Below are 15,441 nucleotides of genomic sequence, written 5' to 3'. Positions count from 1 at the left end.
TGTAGGGCGAGCTATCTCCTCAACGTCGTCCCGGACAAGCGCAGCGAAGCGGAGCGCAGATCCGGGACCCATAACCACAGGAAGGTGTTTGGCGAAGACTCGGAGTTGGCAGCTCGTGTCACAACCGCTCCCTGTGGTTATGGGTCCCGGGTTCGCGCTATGCGCGCCCCGGGACGACAGGGGAGTTTGTGGCGCCGCCTTACCCCACCGCCCCCGAACCCCGCAGCTGCTTGATTGCCTTCTCGTCGTATCCCGCCCCGCGCAAAATCTCGTCACTGTGCTCGCCGACGGCGGGCGGCTTGCGCGGCTGGACCTTCTTGGCGCCGTCGATCCAGATCGGGCTGGAGATGGTGAGCATGGTGTCGTTCTCGAACGGCACCAGCACCTCGTTGTCGAGCATCTGCTTGTCGTTGGGGATGTCGTCGAGAATGCCGACGATGCCGAAGACGAGGCCGTTGCCGTCGAGAATCTTGCGCCATTCGGCGAGATCCCTGGTGGCAAACGTCTCGTCAAAAATCTTGATCAGCTCGACCGAGCGGGCGTGGCGGTCGGGTTTGGTGGCGAAGCGCGGATCGGTGATGAGGTCTTCGCGTCCCAGGCATTTGGCGAGCGTCGGAAACTGCTTCTCCTCGCTGAGCAGCGACAGGATCAGCCAGCGGCCGTCCTTGCACTGGTAGTGGTTGGCGACCGCATTCAGCGCGCGCTCGCGAGGCCGCCGCTCAGCGAACTTGGCGCCGCAGAGCTTGGCCTGCGCCAGCACGCTCGCCGCCCACACGCCGTTGGCCATCAGGTTGGAGGCGACATGCGAGCCCTTGCCGGTCTTCTCGCGCTGATACAGCGCGGTGACGATGGCGCCATAGAACGCCATGGCGCAGGGATGGTCACCCATGCCGGCGACCGAGCGAGCCGGCGTCGTGTGGGTATCGGCGCGGACGAGGTCCATCAGGCCTGAACGCGCCCAGTAGGCGTTGCTGTCGAAGCCGGGCTTGTTGGCCTCCTCGCCCTTTTCGCCATAGCCGGTGAACGAGGCGTAGATCAGCCGGTCGTTGAGATGGGCGAGATGATCATAGGTGATGCCGAGCTTGGCGCGCACCGGCGGCGGCATGTTGGTGATGAAGACGTCGGCCTCTTCGACCAGCTTGTAGAGCACGGCCTGCGCCTCCGGCTTTGCGAGGTCGAGCGCGATGCTCTTCTTGTTGCGGGCCTCCAGCAGCCAAGCGTAATTGTGCTCGCTGGTCGGATAGCCCGGAATGTTGGGCAGATTGCGGTAGGGGTCGCCGGCGCCGGGCGGCTCGATCTTGATGACGTCGGCGCCGAAATCCGACAGCACGGTCGCGGCCGCGGGCGCTGCGATGAAGCTCGCGCAGTCCAGAACCTTGAGCCCTGCAAAAATGCCCTTTTCCATCGCGGCGTAGCTCCCTCGCTCTTGTTGTTTCCCGCGCGCTGGAATTGGCGCAGGCCAAGTCATGGCAGCATTAGACCGATGTCTCGGCGGGATGCAACGGCGCCAGGCGCAGGGCTTCACTCCTCCCCCGCAAGCAGCGCGGCATTGCCGCCGGCTGCCGCGGTGTTGATCGTCACGGTCTGCTCGGTCGCAAAGCGTGCGAGGTAATGCGGGCCGCCCGCTTTCGGGCCGGTTCCGGACAGCCCGTTGCCGCCGAATGGCTGCACGCCGACCACGGCGCCGATCATGTTGCGGTTGACATAGATGTTGCCGACCTGGACGCGATCGATGATCGCCTCGATGGTGTCGTCGATCCGGGAGTGAATGCCGAGCGTGAGTCCATAGCCGCTGCGCTCGATCGCCTGCAGGACGCGGTCGAGGTTTTCCGCGCGATAGCGCACGACGTGCAGGATCGGGCCGAACACCTCCTCGGTGAGCTGGCCGGCGTCCTTGAGCTCGAAAATGTGTGGGGCGACGAACCGGCCGTCGGGCACAGTGCCGGCAAAGTGCAGCCGCGCCTCGCTCTTCATCCTCGCGATATGCGCATCGAGGCGCTGCTTGGCCTCGGCGTCGATCACCGGACCGACATGGGTCGCGACATCTGCGGGCTCACCAATCCTGAGTTCGCGCGCCGCGCCCGCGATCATCTCGATCATGCGGTCGGCGACATCCTCCTGCACGAACAGCAGCCGCAGCGCCGAGCAGCGCTGGCCGGCGGAGCGGAAGGCCGAGGTCACGACGTCGTCGGCGACCTGCTCGGGCAGCGCGGTCGCATCCGCGATCATGGCGTTGATGCCGCCGGTCTCCGCGATCAGCGGCACGATCGGCCCGTCCTTGGCGGCGAGCGTCCGGTTGATCAGGCGCGCGACCTCGGTCGAGCCGGTGAAGACGACGCCGGCGATGTCGGCATGCGCGGTCAGCACGGCGCCGATGCGGCCGTCGCCGGTGACGAGATGCAGCGCGCTCCTGGGAATGCCGGCCTCGTGCAGCAGCGCTACGGCCTCGCGGGCGATGCGCGGCGTCTGCTCGGCGGGTTTTGCGATCACGCTGTTGCCGGCCATCAATGCCGCCGTGACCTGGCCCAGGAAGATCGCCAGCGGGAAATTCCACGGCGAGATCGCGACGAAGGCGCCGCGCCCGCGCATGGCGAGCGCGTTGCTCTCACCGGTCGGGCCCGGCATGGCGGCATCAACGCCGAACAGCTTTCGACCCTGCGCGGCATAGTAGCGGCAGAAGTCGGCGGCCTCGCGCAGCTCCGACAGCGCATCGTCCAGCGTCTTGCCGCCCTCGGCTTGCAGCAGCGCGATGAAATGGGCGCTTCGGCTCTCCAACAGATGCGCGGCCTGCTCCAGTGCGGCCGCGCGCGTGGCCGCCGGCGTTCGGCTCCAGGCGGCAAAGCCGGCGCGTGCAGCAGTCACCGCCGCATTGGCCTGACCCACCGTTGCATCCGCGATCGACTTGAGGCCGGCTGCCTCGGCTTTCACGTCTGCCAGCAACCGGTCGAGCGCCGCGCGCGCGCCGAATTCAACGCCGCGCGAATTGCGCCGTTCCGGCGCGAACAGATCGCCCGGCAGCGGAATTTTGGGATGGGCCGCCGCTTGCGGCCGGACGATGGCATCGGCCGGACGCTGCAACAGCGCCACAACCGGCACGCGATAGTCGGCCGCTTGCGCCACGAACGACGAATTGGCGCCGTTCTCCAGCAGCCGCCGCACCAGATAGGCGAGCAGGTCGCGATGGCTGCCGACCGGGGCATAGGTACGATAGGCGATATCAGGATGATCCTTGGCGAGCTGTTCATAAAGCGCCTCGCCCATGCCGTGCAGGCGCTGGAATTCGAAGCCGCCGCCATCTTGGGCAAGCTCCAGCACGGTCGCGACCGTCAGTGCGTTGTGGGTGGCGAATTGCGGAAAGATGCGCGGCCGCAGACTCAAAAGCTTCGAAGCGCAGGCGACGTAGTTCAGATCCGTCATCGCCTTGCGCGTGAACACGGGATAGCCGTCCAGCCCGCGCTCCTGCGCGCGCTTGATCTCGGTGTCCCAATAGGCGCCCTTGACCAGCCGCACCATCAGCTTGCGGTCATGCGCGCGGGCGAGCGCGTCGACATAGTCGATCACGGCGCTCGCGCGCTTCTGATAGGCCTGGATCGCCAGGCCAAAGCCGTCCCAGCCGCTGAGCGAGGGGTCGGCGAGCGTCGCCGCGATCACGTCGAGCGACAGCTCCAGCCGGTCGGCTTCCTCGGCGTCGACGGTGAAGTTCAGATCATGGGCCTTGGCGCGCTGCGCCAGGTCCAGCAGTTGCGGCACCAGCTCGGCCATCACGCGCGCGCGGCTGATCGCCTCGAAGCGCGGATGGAGCGCCGACAGCTTGACCGAGATGCCGGGACGGTCGGGCAGGGGATGGCTGCCCGCCGCCTTGCCGATGGTCTCGATCGCACTGGCATAGGCGTCGAAATAACGCCTGGCGTCCGCCGCGGTGCGCGCACCTTCGCCGAGCATGTCGAAGGAGTAGCGCGTCTTCTGACCGGAGCGCGGCTTACCCCGCTCCAGCGCCTGCTCGATGGTCTCCCCCAGCACGAAATGGTTACCCATCAGCCGCATCGCCTGGCGCGTGGCGGTGCGCACCGCCGGCGCGCCCAGCCGCTTCACCAGCCGGCCGATGGTGCCGTCGGGCGTCTCGCCGGGCTGGATCACCCGCGCCGAGAGGCCGAGCGCCCAGGCCGAGGCATTGACCAGGAAGGCCGTGGACTTGGTCTCGTGGTGGATGAAGTCGCCCTCGCCGAGCTTGTCCTCGATGAACTGGTCGGCGGTGCGCGCGTCGGGCACGCGGAGCAGCGCCTCGGCCAGCACCATCAGGGCGAGCCCCTCCATGGTCGAGAGCGCGAACTCCCGCAGCATGTCCTCGACACCGCCAAGCCGGTCGTCGCGCTTGCGGATCGCCTCGATCAGCCGCGTCGCGGTGCGGTCGATCCGCGCCTCCTGCGGCGGGCCGAGATGCGAAGCGGGCAAGAGTCGCGCGGCAATCTCGGCATCATCGGGCGCATAGGGGGCGGTGAAGGGCGGCGGGATGTTCGGCATGGCGTGTCCTGTGGCTCAAATTCAGGATAAGGCCCGCTAGACCGTAGTTCGATAGACAAATTAGCCATTTTGCCTTAGGAAATGAAGATCATTGGTGCATTGGCCACACAAAATATGGAACTCGATCGAATCGACCGGAAGATCCTCTCAATTCTGCAGCAGGACGGGCGCATCGCCAATGTCGAGCTCGCCGAACGCATCGGGCTGTCGCCGACCTCGGTCGGCGAGCGGCTGAAGCGGTTGCAGCGGGAGGGCTTTGTCGAGGGCTACGGCGCGCGGCTCAATCCGCACCGGCTCGGCCTCGGGCTTCTGGTGTTCGTCGAGGTGCTGCTCGACAAGACCACGCCGGACAATTTCGAGCGGTTCGCGCGCGCGGTGAAACTCGCGCCCGAGGTGCTGGAGTGTCACATGGTTGCAGGCGGCTTCGACTATCTTGTGAAGGCGCGGCTTGCGGACATGACCGCCTATCGACGCTTCCTCGGCGAGACGTTGCTGTCGATGCCGGGCGTGCGCGAGACGCGAACCTATGCGGTGATGGAAGAGATCAAGCGCGACGCACCATTGCCGGTGGACTAACGAAGGGCCGTCGCGATTGTCATTGCTGTGGCGTTGAACGCGCGGTCTTCGCGGGAAAATAGTTCTCCGTGTGCAATCGCAACGCCTGTCGTCGAATGCACTGGCCGTCTTCTAAGATTTTTTTGGCCCGGCTCCCGGACAGATCCGGGAGGCAGCAAAGGCTGCCGGGCTTATACTTTGAGGTTCTCTGCGGAGGTCTTGCCCCGGTTTGCGATCTCTTCGTATTCCACCGTCTGTCCTTCGTTCAGGGACGACAGACCGGCTTTCTGCACTGCCGAGATATGCACGAACACATCCTTGCCGCCCGACGCAGGCTGGATAAATCCATAACCCTTCGTCGGGTTGAACCACTTGACCGTACCTTTAGCCATCACGTCTTCTCCGCGGGTCTTCCTCCGAGATCTCGAACCGCCAGTCCCCGCCAACCGGCCGGTTCGGTCCTAACAGGATACGCGGAATGTGGCCGGCTTGGTAGCTCAAACCATATCGGCATTTCGCCGAATTCCGCTCAACTTCGCAGCGTTTTTGCCGATTTTGCCCGTTTCGCGGTCAATTGATCGGCACGCCGCGCGCCATCCGTCAATAAGTCGCGGCCAGATAATCGACGATCTTGCCGACATCGGCATCGTCGATCGGGGCGCCATAGACCTTGATCATCTTGGTCACCTCGGCCTGCCAAAAACCCTTCTTGTCCTTCATCGGCGGCTGCGTGTTGACGTAATCGGCCGAGTGGCAGGCGCTGCAATTGCCCTGCACCACCTCGAGATTGGGGCCTGGCTTGAAGGCCGCGACCTCGTCGGGCGTCTTGTAGTTGATCGGCGCTGCAAGTGCCGAACCGACCATTGCGGCGACGGCGAGTGAGATGGCGAGGAGAACGGTGCGCTGCATGATCATTCTCCCTCAGGCCACGGTCACGCGGACGGTTTCGACGACGTTGCGTAGATAACCCGCCGGATTCCAGCGTGGCGCATCCGGCTGGGTCTCGCCACCATTGCCGGTGGCGCGCACCTTGAGCTCGTGGGCGCCCGCCGCGAGCTTCACCGGCAGCTTCCATTCACGGAATGAGTATTTGCCGAGATCCTTGCCAAGCTTGGCGCTGGTCCAGGTCTTGCCGGCGTCGGTTGAAACCTGGACATCCTTGATGCCCTTGCCGCCGTCGAAGGCGATGCCGCGCAGCGTCGTGCCGCCGGCCTTCAGCTTGGCGCCGTCGGGAACGCTGGTGATGAAGGATCGGATGGTGAAGCGGTTGATCGGAATCGTCGCCTTCGGTGCGGTGCCCGGTTCGACCGCATTGTTCGGCGTGTCCGGAATGCGATAGGCCGACTTCATCCAGAAGCCGTCATAGACATTGTCGATGACGGTGATCTCGTTGAGGTGCTTGACCCAGTAGGTGCCGTAATAGCCGGGCACGATCAGGCGCAGTGGAAAGCCGTTGAGGAACGGCAGGTCCTCGCCGTTCATGCCATAGGCCAGCATCACCTCGCCGTCGGTGGCGTGCTCGAGATCGAGCGCCTTGACGAAATCCGGCGTCTTGTCGCTGACGGGGCCGTCCATGCCGTTGAAGGTGACCTGCTTGGCCCCGCTCTGCACGCCCGCCATCTCCAGCACGGCCTTCAGCGGCACGCCGCGCCAGCGCGCATTGCCCATGGCGCCATTGGCGAGCTGGCCGCCGGCGACACGCGGCTCGGAGAAGCCGCGGCTGTTGCCGGAGCACTGGTTGACGGCGACGATCTCGGTCGCCTTCATCTTCCTGATGTCCTTGAGCGACAGCTTGAGCGGCTTGTCGACCTTGCCCTTGACCTCGAGCGTGAACTTGTCGGGATCCAGATTGTAGGGCAGGTCCGAGAGGTGGTAGCGCACGAAGAACGCGTTATTCGGCGTGATCGGACCGTCGTTGAAGATCGCAAACGGCGTCTCGAGCTGCGGCGGCCGGCTGGTCAGGCCGATCATCGGCCGCTTCTGCGGATATTTCACCAGCGGCCGTTCGCCATTGGCGAAGGGAAGCGTGACGGTGTCGAGTGCCAGCGCCTTGGTGGAATTCAGTGTGGCCGCCATAGCGGCAAGGCCCGCTCCTTTGAGCAGGTCGCGTCGATCGAACATTCTCGTCTCCTCCCGGAGCTTTTCGTTGGACAGCGGTCATCACCGCGATCCCGCGCTCATCTGTCGCAACGATTGAGATGAAGTCAATTCGTGCTTTCGCAGCAGGCCCATGTCGCTGCGTTGCAGCAAGGCGGTGTTACGTTCGTAACGAGATTGCCGAGCTGTAGCCGCAGCGACAGTGCACTCCCTCTCCCCGCAAGCGGGGAGAGGTGAAGAATCAAGCTGCGACGCGCTCGCTTCGGTCAACCAGTGCCGACAGCTGCCTCGTGTCCGCAACCACACGCACGGCCAGGGGCTCGTCGCGGCCGCGGATCGCGACCTCCTGCTGCGGCAGCGCATCGTCGGCAAGGCCCGCGGTACGGCGGACCTCCTCCGAGACGATTGCTTCGCAGGCCAGCGTCTTGGTCATGTCCTGGAGCCGGGCCGCGACGTTGACGGCATCGCCGAGCGCGGTGAAGACGATGTGATCGCGATAGCCGATGTCGCCTATGATGACCTCGCCGCCGTGAATGCCGATGCCGAAGCGGATCGGCTGGCGGAGATCGTGGCTCAGGAGCTCGTTGAGCTCGTCGATATGCGTGGCGATGCTGGCGGCAGCCTTCAGCGCTTGCCGGCAGGCCGTTTCCGGATCGGCTGACAGCCCGAACAGCGCCAGCATGCCGTCGCCGACGAACTGGTTCGGCTGGCCGCCATTCTCGATCACGGCCCGCGAGACGGCGCCGAGGAAACGGTTGACGATGAAAACGGTGTCGAACGGCAGCCGCTTCTCGGCAAGCTGCGTCGAGCCGCGCATGTCCACGAACAGGCTGACGAGGTAGCGCTCCTGGCCGATTCTGGCTGATGTCGAGGCCTGCCCGTCCGCCGAATGCGTGTGGGGCGTGAACAGCTGGAAGAAGGAGAGGTCGGAGTCCGGCCGCAGCTGGCAGGCAAGCCGGATCGAGGGATCGGCGGTGCCGACGCGCGCGAGCACGAAGGCCTCGCGTTGCGACGGCTCGGGCAGGGCGGCATGGTCACCGATGATGCGGATGCGGCAGGTCGAGCAGCGGGCGCGGCCGCCACAGACGCTGGCATGCGGCACATTGTGGCGCAGGCTCGCCTCCAGCACGGAGAGACCCTTCGGTACGCGCACCGTCTTGCCGTTGCCGTAGGACAGCGCGATCATGCCGCGGCGCCGTTCGCGCAAGGCGCGCACGCCGCGCGCCGCCAGCGCCAGTCCGAGCAAGCCGACATAGCCGATGGTGAGGCCGCCGGTGATGCGGTCGAGCGTCGCGGCTTCCGCGGTCGAGCCGAGCTGGCGGCGGGTGAGATTGTGCGTGCGCCATTCGCCGTCGTCGACCTCGATCTGCACACTGCGTCCGCCCTGGTAGACGCCGAGCAGCGACAGCGTCGGGATCAGCACGGCGGCGGCGAGCAGATAGGGCGCGGCGCGCGCGAAGAACGGTTTCAGGCGCAGCCAGAAGTAGATGCCGATGCAGCCATGGACCCAGGCGATGATCAGCAGGACCGTCATGGTCCAGATGCGGTTCGAGGTGACGAAGAACAGATAGAGTTCCTGCGGATAGAGTTTCTGGTGTCCGTACAGCGTGTAGCCGAGCCGGACGCCGATCACATGCGCCATGACGAGGGCGGGGATGCTCAGGCCCAGCACGAGCTGGAGCGGCTCGATCGTCCGCCAGCGGAACTGGCGGCGCTGATAGAGTGCGTAGATGCCGAGCCCCATATGCGTGAGCGCGGCCGTATAGAACACGATCGCGATCGGGAGGAACCGCCAGAACGCCGTGTGATAGTAGACCCCGATCTCCATGGCATCGACCGAGATGTTGCCGAGCGCATGGTTGAGGAAATGGCTCACGACGTAGGAGAACAGGATGACGCCGCAGACCAGCCGAACCTGCCGCATGCTGGTCGCGCGGGAAAGTTCGGACAATCGTGAGGATGCAGTGGCCATGATTCGGTTGTATCAGTTCATGAAGGAGAACAGCCAGCGTAGCGTTTAATTCCAGGGGCGGACAGCTGGCCTGATCACATGCGCGGCAAGGTTACGATATCGTAGGGTGGGCAAAGGCGCGCGCCACACCCACCGCTGTCGTCCCGGACAAGCGACGCGAAGCGGCGCGCCGATCCGGGATCCATAGCCACAGGAACGGATTTGACGAAGACTCGTGGTTACCAGTTCGCGCCAAGACTCCTCCCTGTGGCTATGGGTCCCGGGCTCGCGACTTCGTCGTGCCCCGGGACGACATCGGTGTTTGCGGCACCACCCCCTGCATTGACTCCCCCTCCCAGGTTGGCGAAAAGCGCGGCCGTGACGACAGCCCCTGATATCACCGTGTCCCCAGCCGGCGCCGCGCGCCGACCCCTCGTTATGGCCGTGCTCGTCATTGCCGCGATGACGCTGCTGCGCATCGTCTACGCCTCCGCCATCGAGCTGCGCACCGACGAGGCCTATTACTGGACCTGGTCGAAGGAGGGAGCGCTCAGCTTCCTCGATCATCCTCCCATGATCGCCTGGTTCATCCGTTTTGGCACCGCGATCTTCGGCGACACCGTGCTCGGTGTCCGCTTCGGCGGCATCGTCGCGATGCTGGTGACGCAGCTGCTGCTCGMCGACATCGTCCGCCGCCTCACTCACGATGCGCGCGCCATCATGTTCGCGGTGCTGATGCCGGAGGCTGCGCTTTATTACGGTCTGCTGATGGCCAAGGTCGCGCCGGACGTTGCCATGATCCCGTTCGCGGTGGCGATGATGTGGGCCCTGGTGCGGCTCGCGCAGAGTGGCGATGGACGCTGGTGGCTGGCGGCGGGCCTGTTCGCCGGACTGTCGATGCTGTCGAAATTCACCGCGATCATGTTCGCGCCGGCGGTCGCCGCGTTTCTGCTGGTGCCGGATTGGCGCTGGCGCTGGCTGCGCAGTCCTTACCCCTATCTCGCGGTGCTGATCGCGATTGCCGTGTTCTCCCCGGTGCTGATCTGGAACGCGCAGCACGACTGGGCCTCGTTCCGTTTCCAGGGCGTGCGGGCCACCGCCAATTACGGCATCTCGCTGCGCACGATCGGCGATTACATCGGCCTGCAATTCGGCCTGGTCGGCTTCGTCATGCTGCCGGTCGTGCTGTCAGGCCTCGTGATGACGGCGTGGCGCGGCTATCGCACGCGCGAGCCGATCGCGATCCTGCTGTCCACCGCGGTGCTGGTGCCGTTCCTCTATTTCTTCTTCAAGTCGACGACGCTCAGGGTCGGCGACACCTGGCCGATGTTCATGTGGCCGGTCGGCTTTGCCGCCGCCGCGGTCAACCTCGTCATGCTGTCGCGCGAGCACTGGTCGGCGCGGATGATCCGGTCGAGCATCTTCTGGCTCAACACGGCGGTCGTCACGGGGATCGCCTTCGTCGTCATCGTGTTCCTGTACTACGTCGCCGCGCCCTGGAATCTCCTCGGCAAGATCGATCCGATCGGCGCCGAGGCCGGCTACGAGCAGGTAGCTGCGCGTGCGCAGGCCGCGCTCGACGAGACCGGCGCGACCTGGATCGCGACCACGGACTATCGCACCTACGCGATGATGCGCTGGTTGTTCAGGGGCCGCGTGCCCGTCGTCGAGATCAACGAACGCGGCCGCTTCCAGGGTTTTCGCGATCCCGGCATGGATCGGATCAGCGGGCATGCGGGCATCTATGTCGGGCGAGAGCCGGACAATCGTGCACCGGTGTGGGGATCGATCCCGGCGAAGCGCGAGCAGCTCAGCCAGGTCGAACGTCGCTGGCGCGGCGTCCTGACGGATACCTACGTGATTGAGAAGCTCACCGGCTGGACGCCGGAACTCTCGCCGTCAACGGATTCGCCGCTGTTTCAATGGCGGGTGCTGGCGGGGGAATTCGAGAAGCGTACGCTCGCCTAGCGAGGCACCCTTCTTCCCTTGCGGGAGAAGCGGCTGACCACCACCGTCGCCAGGCATTGCAAATGTCCCAAGTGCAATCGAGGCCACGCGTTGAAGCGGCTTGGCGTGGCATGATAACAACATAGACCAGAAATCTGAGCTGATCGCTTAGCTGCAACCAGCATTTGTCCCGACATTCACAGGCCGCCATCCCAGATTACCACCCGCTCAAGCATTTAAGCCACTAAGCTGGAGCTATCGTGACGAAACATATTTTCTCCTATTGATATTATCTACGGGGATAGGACATGTTTGATGTCTATCGCAATGGCAAGCGGGACTTCCTCGTCGTCAGCAACGGCTCTCCGATGCCCGCGCTCTACTCTTCCAACAAATGGCGCAAGAGCAGAGCGAGAGTTCTCAAGGTCAGCGACGAGATCAGGGCAGCCGTCCAGGAGCGAGGTTATTATCTTGGCAGCGTGCGGGTGACCAAGAAGGACCTGATCCACACCGGGTGCACCGTTGCCGATACGACACCGGGCAATCTCTGAACATCCGGCCGACTAGGTCGGCAACCGCGCCAGCCCGGCCTCAATCACGACGATGTCTTCCTCGATCTGCCGGATGGTACTCCTGCAGTCGATCCCGGTACATGCATCGAGATCTGCGATAAGTTTGCGACGCTGTGTCCGAAGCTCATCAAGAGCTGCTTGGTCCTTGAGGGAAACGTAGCCCTCCACGATCAGCTCAATTGCACCTGCCGCCATCAAACTCCCCACGCCTTGTTAGCCCCGTCAAGGCACTCCCGACCAGGCGAGGATCGATCGTGCCAATTGGTTACGCGGCTCAATCCCGCGCACTGAGTTCTTCCAGAACAACGCGCCTGCGCAGCTCGTGCGCAGCAGCGGTCAAATGAGACCCTGCGATCAGCCCGAGCCGCTTCAATCTTGGGAGAGCGACGGGGTCACACAGCTCGATGGAGAGCCCGGCGCCCAATATCGCAATGGCGCGTTGCTCCTCCGCGTCGAGATCAGTCCATGGGATGCCCTTCATCACCGGCCTCAAATCGTCCAGTGCACCTCAAAATCCAAACGCGCGCCTGATTTGCCGCAGCATATCCATGGCCGCGTCGGTGTACCGACCGTTGGTCAGGTATCGATCCAGTTGCAGTGTGCTGATTAGCGCCACAAGCGCTGCCATTAAGCCCTTAAACATTGGGCCTCTCCTGAAAGAGACCGCCAACCGGGCGTGTCGAAATATTGAGACGTTCTCAGAATGCGCGCCGCATATGGCGGCCTAATATGCAAATGGTGACATCGACTGGTAACCAGTTTCTTAACGGGTTGATGCGCCGTGGTATGGGGCGGCCAGAGGCTGACTTAAGAGCGACGATTTGAATTGCCGCCTCCTTGTGCTCAGTTGCCATAAACCGCGGCAGATAATCCTCCAATACTCGAAAGGGCTAACTCGATAGTTCGCTTGCGAGGCGCGGCTTGACTGAGCAAGGTCATTTGACCGGACAATTGCCCTTTAACCCGTCCGGGTCTGCCTCAGATCAGCCGGCGAGGGATGATATTCCGCTCGTTGGCTCGATTGGATGGCACTCAGCTGCTCGGAGCCTTTTGTGTGGTCCTTTGCTGTTGCGGCACTGTTCCTGGCGCTGTTGGTGGTTGGTGCGGTCGGCTTTATCATTGTCAGCTTTGACTTTCCCGATGAACCGCGAGCTTAAGCTTCGCTCATTCAGACGGCGCGCCATGGGTCGGTCCGGCGAATGGCGCGAACGATGGCGCGGATAGCGCCGCTACTCCTCGTCCTTCTTCCGCAGCAGATCCGTCGCGAGGTCCGACAGTTTTGGCGGCGGCAGCGCCGCGAACGGCAGCGGACGTGTCACGTCGATCGCGGCCAGACCCAGCCGCGCGGTCAGCAATCCGTTCAGCACACCTTCGCCGAGCCGCTGCGACAGCTTTGCCGCGATCCCATGGCCGAGCATCTGCTGCACCAGGCTGTCGCTCGCGGCCATGCCGCCGGTGATGGCGAGATGGGCGATCACGTGGCGGAGCAGGCGGATCATGCCGAGCGCGCCGGGGCGGCCGCCATAGAGAAAAGCGAGCTGACGGATCAGGCGCAACGCGGCCACGAACACGAATAACACGTCGATCGCCGCGCGCGGCGAAACTGCGGTCACGATCGAGACCTTTTGCGCGGCCGACGACACCAGCCGCCGCGCTTCCGCATCCAGCGGCGACATCAGTTCGCGCTCGGCAAGCCGGATCATGTCGGCGCCGTCGATGATCTCGCCGGTGTGGCTCTCCAGCGTCGCGCGAGCGCGTGCAAGCTGCGGATTTTGGTGCGCGATCTTGAGCAGGTCCTGCACGATGACGCGGCTCTCCTTGCGGTCGTCACTGGCAAGGACTGCCGCGGCGCGCGCATGCAGCTTCTCGATGGTTGCAAGGCGCGCCAGACCAAAGGCCTCGCGCCCGATCACCACCGCGAGCGCCAGTGCGGTGACGAAGGCGAATGCAAGGCCGACGAAACCGAGCGTTTCGCTGCGCGCAAACAGATCCTCGATCAGACGGACCACGCCGAGCCCGGTGCCGAGCAGCGTCAGCCCGCCGAGCCCGGACCAGAACAGCGTGCCCCAGGGAAAGCCGCGACGCACCGGGAGCGCGGCCTCGATCGGCACCGGCAATGCCTGCGGATCGTGCTCGGGCGTGATCTGGATCGTGGTGCGGCCAAGCCGCGCCGCTTCGTCGGCTTCGGTGACGACGACGCCGGGATCGTCGAGCCGGAACGTCGCCGGCCGCCGCGGCTTGGATCGGTCGTTCATGACAGCTTGTCTCCGATCAGGAACTGCAGGGCACGGTCGAGGCGGATGTGTGGCAGCGCCGGCTCGTCATTGCCCTCGCGTTCGAGCTTTGGCGGACGGAAGCGCAGGAAGCGAAAATCGCTCTTCTCGGCGGCCTCGGTCGAGAGGCCGCGGAATGCGTCGGTGCCGTTGAACAGCGGCTCGGGGTCCGGCGGCAGGTCACCCGGAAAGGTCGCAACCTCCGTGTTGCCGTCAAAAAACTCGCCGCCGGCGCTTTCGCCGGCCGCTGGCGTTCCCAGGATCGACGGCAATTTGTCGCGGCCATGCGCGACCTGGGCCTCGCGCGTGGCGCGAACGGCGGCGAGCGCCACCACGTCGATGTCTGCGCCGGTATCTTCCGCGCGCACCACCGCGCGGGTGACGGCGCGGCGCAGCACCGCCTCGAGCCGGTCGTGACTGGAGTGATGCAGATGGTCCGCCTTGGTCGCCGCGAACAGGATGCGATCGATACGCGGCCGGAACAGGCTGGAGAGGAACGTGCTGCGGCCGATGCGGAAGCAGTCGAGAATTCCGGCAAGCGCGGCTTCGAGATCGTGCAGCGCTTCGGGGCCGGAGTTGAAGGCGGCGAGCGCATCGGCCAGCACGATCTGGCGATCGAGCCGGGCAAAATGATCATGGAAGAACGGCCGCACCACGACGTCCTTGTAGGCCTCGAAGCGGCGGACCATCATCGCCCACAGCGAGCCGTCCGGTGCATGGCCGCCCTCGCGTACGTCGAGCGGCGCAAAAGTCAGCGCCGGCGTGTCGGCGAGATTGCCGGGCATCAGGAAGCGGCCGGGCGGCAGCAGGCTCATCGCAAAGCGCTCGTCGCGGCAGGCGCGCAAATAGCCGGTGAAGAGCTTTGCCGCGGTGAGCGTCGCCTGCTCGTCCTCGCGCGCCTCGGGCGTGAGCGTCGCGAGATGCGCGTGCCAATCCCCCGCAAGATGCGCGCGCGGCGCCTCGCGCGACAGCGCGAGGCTTTCGGCCGACCATTGCTCATAGCTCTTCTGGAGCAGCGGCAGGTCGAGCAACCACTCGCCGGGATAATCGACGATGTCGAGCGTCAATGTGCGATCGGCGCCGTTCTGGCGCTGATAGTCGATGACGAGCCTGAGTTCGCTGATGTCGACGGTCGAGTTCGGCCAGCGCCGCTCCTCGAGCAGCGCGCGCAAATGGTTCTCATAGGCGAAGCGCGGCACGGCGTCGTCCGGCTGCGGCGCCAGATGCGCCCGCGCGATCCGGCCGGAGGCATAGGCCTCGAACACCGGAAAGCGGCCGCCGCGGGTGAGGCCGTGGATCAGCGCGGTGATGAATACGGTCTTACCGGCCCGTGACAGGCCGGTGACCCCGAGACGTACCGTCGGGTTGAAGAAGTGCTCGCCATAGTCGATCAGCGCCCTTGCCGACAGCCGCGCTTCTTCGACCATATCCTGGAAACTGAATGCCATATGAACGTGATTGATCTCGGGGCGGGCGGAACAGTGAAGCCGTTCACAAAAGTGGCAATTGCGTAGGGAAAATCAAG

At 64.7% G+C, this 15,441-nt stretch carries 12 protein-coding genes; 3 read left to right on the top strand and 9 right to left on the bottom strand.

Annotated elements, in window-relative coordinates:
- Positions 1 to 199 precede the first annotated feature (199 nt).
- Together AC1DW2_RS27685 and putA are read right to left on the bottom strand one after the other, a co-directional pair.
- Entirely contained in the window at positions 200 to 1,405 is a 1,206-nt protein-coding gene (locus AC1DW2_RS27685) for a CaiB/BaiF CoA transferase family protein (RefSeq protein WP_477007596.1), read from the bottom strand.
- A gap of 116 nt (positions 1,406 to 1,521) precedes the next feature.
- Positions 1,522 to 4,521 (bottom strand): bifunctional proline dehydrogenase/L-glutamate gamma-semialdehyde dehydrogenase PutA, encoded by a 3,000-nt coding sequence (gene putA, locus AC1DW2_RS27680; protein WP_477007595.1) that lies wholly within the window; start codon positions 4,519 to 4,521, stop codon positions 1,522 to 1,524.
- A 114-nt stretch (positions 4,522 to 4,635) separates the two neighbouring features.
- Here putA and AC1DW2_RS27675 point away from each other — a divergent pair, with 114 nt between their 5' ends.
- Positions 4,636 to 5,097, top strand: coding sequence for an Lrp/AsnC ligand binding domain-containing protein (locus tag AC1DW2_RS27675; RefSeq protein WP_038954741.1), 462 nt, complete (start codon positions 4,636 to 4,638; stop codon positions 5,095 to 5,097).
- A gap of 170 nt (positions 5,098 to 5,267) precedes the next feature.
- Here the strand turns inward: AC1DW2_RS27675 and AC1DW2_RS27670 are convergent, their stop codons facing one another.
- The 4 genes from AC1DW2_RS27670 to AC1DW2_RS27655 all read right to left on the bottom strand — a co-directional run bounded on the left by AC1DW2_RS27670 (position 5,268) and on the right by AC1DW2_RS27655 (position 9,145).
- Complete coding sequence (locus AC1DW2_RS27670) at positions 5,268 to 5,468, bottom strand: cold-shock protein (protein WP_008134691.1); 201 nt, start codon at positions 5,466 to 5,468, stop codon at positions 5,268 to 5,270.
- A gap of 208 nt (positions 5,469 to 5,676) precedes the next feature.
- Positions 5,677 to 5,985: a SorB family sulfite dehydrogenase c-type cytochrome subunit gene (gene sorB / locus AC1DW2_RS27665; protein ID WP_028151514.1), complete on the bottom strand. Its 309-nt coding sequence runs from the start codon at positions 5,983 to 5,985 to the stop codon at positions 5,677 to 5,679.
- Positions 5,986 to 5,997: 12 nt separating this feature from the next.
- On the bottom strand, positions 5,998 to 7,197 hold the full coding sequence (sorA, locus tag AC1DW2_RS27660) for a SorA family sulfite dehydrogenase catalytic subunit (protein ID WP_477007594.1): 1,200 nt from the start codon (positions 7,195 to 7,197) through the stop codon (positions 5,998 to 6,000).
- 217 nt (positions 7,198 to 7,414) lie between these two features.
- Positions 7,415 to 9,145: an adenylate/guanylate cyclase domain-containing protein gene (locus tag AC1DW2_RS27655; protein ID WP_477007593.1), complete on the bottom strand. Its 1,731-nt coding sequence runs from the start codon at positions 9,143 to 9,145 to the stop codon at positions 7,415 to 7,417.
- A gap of 417 nt (positions 9,146 to 9,562) precedes the next feature.
- Here AC1DW2_RS27655 and AC1DW2_RS27650 point away from each other — a divergent pair, with 417 nt between their 5' ends.
- Both AC1DW2_RS27650 and AC1DW2_RS27645 read left to right on the top strand, forming a co-directional pair.
- Entirely contained in the window at positions 9,563 to 11,092 is a 1,530-nt protein-coding gene (locus AC1DW2_RS27650; RefSeq protein WP_477007592.1) for a glycosyltransferase family 39 protein, read from the top strand.
- Positions 11,093 to 11,379: 287 nt separating this feature from the next.
- On the top strand, positions 11,380 to 11,622 hold the full coding sequence (locus AC1DW2_RS27645; RefSeq protein WP_063985436.1) for a hypothetical protein: 243 nt from the start codon (positions 11,380 to 11,382) through the stop codon (positions 11,620 to 11,622).
- Positions 11,623 to 11,634: 12 nt separating this feature from the next.
- Here AC1DW2_RS27645 and AC1DW2_RS27640 read toward each other — a convergent pair whose 3' ends face one another.
- The 3 genes from AC1DW2_RS27640 to AC1DW2_RS27630 all read right to left on the bottom strand — a co-directional run bounded on the left by AC1DW2_RS27640 (position 11,635) and on the right by AC1DW2_RS27630 (position 15,364).
- The gene (locus AC1DW2_RS27640; RefSeq protein ID WP_063985435.1) at positions 11,635 to 11,838 is read right to left on the bottom strand and encodes a hypothetical protein; all 204 of its coding nucleotides are present in this window, start codon (positions 11,836 to 11,838) and stop codon (positions 11,635 to 11,637) included.
- Positions 11,839 to 12,872: 1,034 nt separating this feature from the next.
- The gene (locus AC1DW2_RS27635; RefSeq protein WP_354121216.1) at positions 12,873 to 13,898 is read right to left on the bottom strand and encodes a YcjF family protein; all 1,026 of its coding nucleotides are present in this window, start codon (positions 13,896 to 13,898) and stop codon (positions 12,873 to 12,875) included.
- On the bottom strand, positions 13,895 to 15,364 hold the full coding sequence (locus AC1DW2_RS27630) for a YcjX family GTP-binding protein (protein ID WP_477007591.1): 1,470 nt from the start codon (positions 15,362 to 15,364) through the stop codon (positions 13,895 to 13,897). Before AC1DW2_RS27630 ends, AC1DW2_RS27635 begins: the two co-directional genes overlap by 4 nt.
- Positions 15,365 to 15,441: the final 77 nt, after the last annotated feature.

It is taken from the genome of Bradyrhizobium sp. P3_C3, from assembly GCF_056402655.1.
Note: the sequence above shows the minus strand (reverse complement) of the source record. Positions and strands in the feature narration are given on the sequence as shown.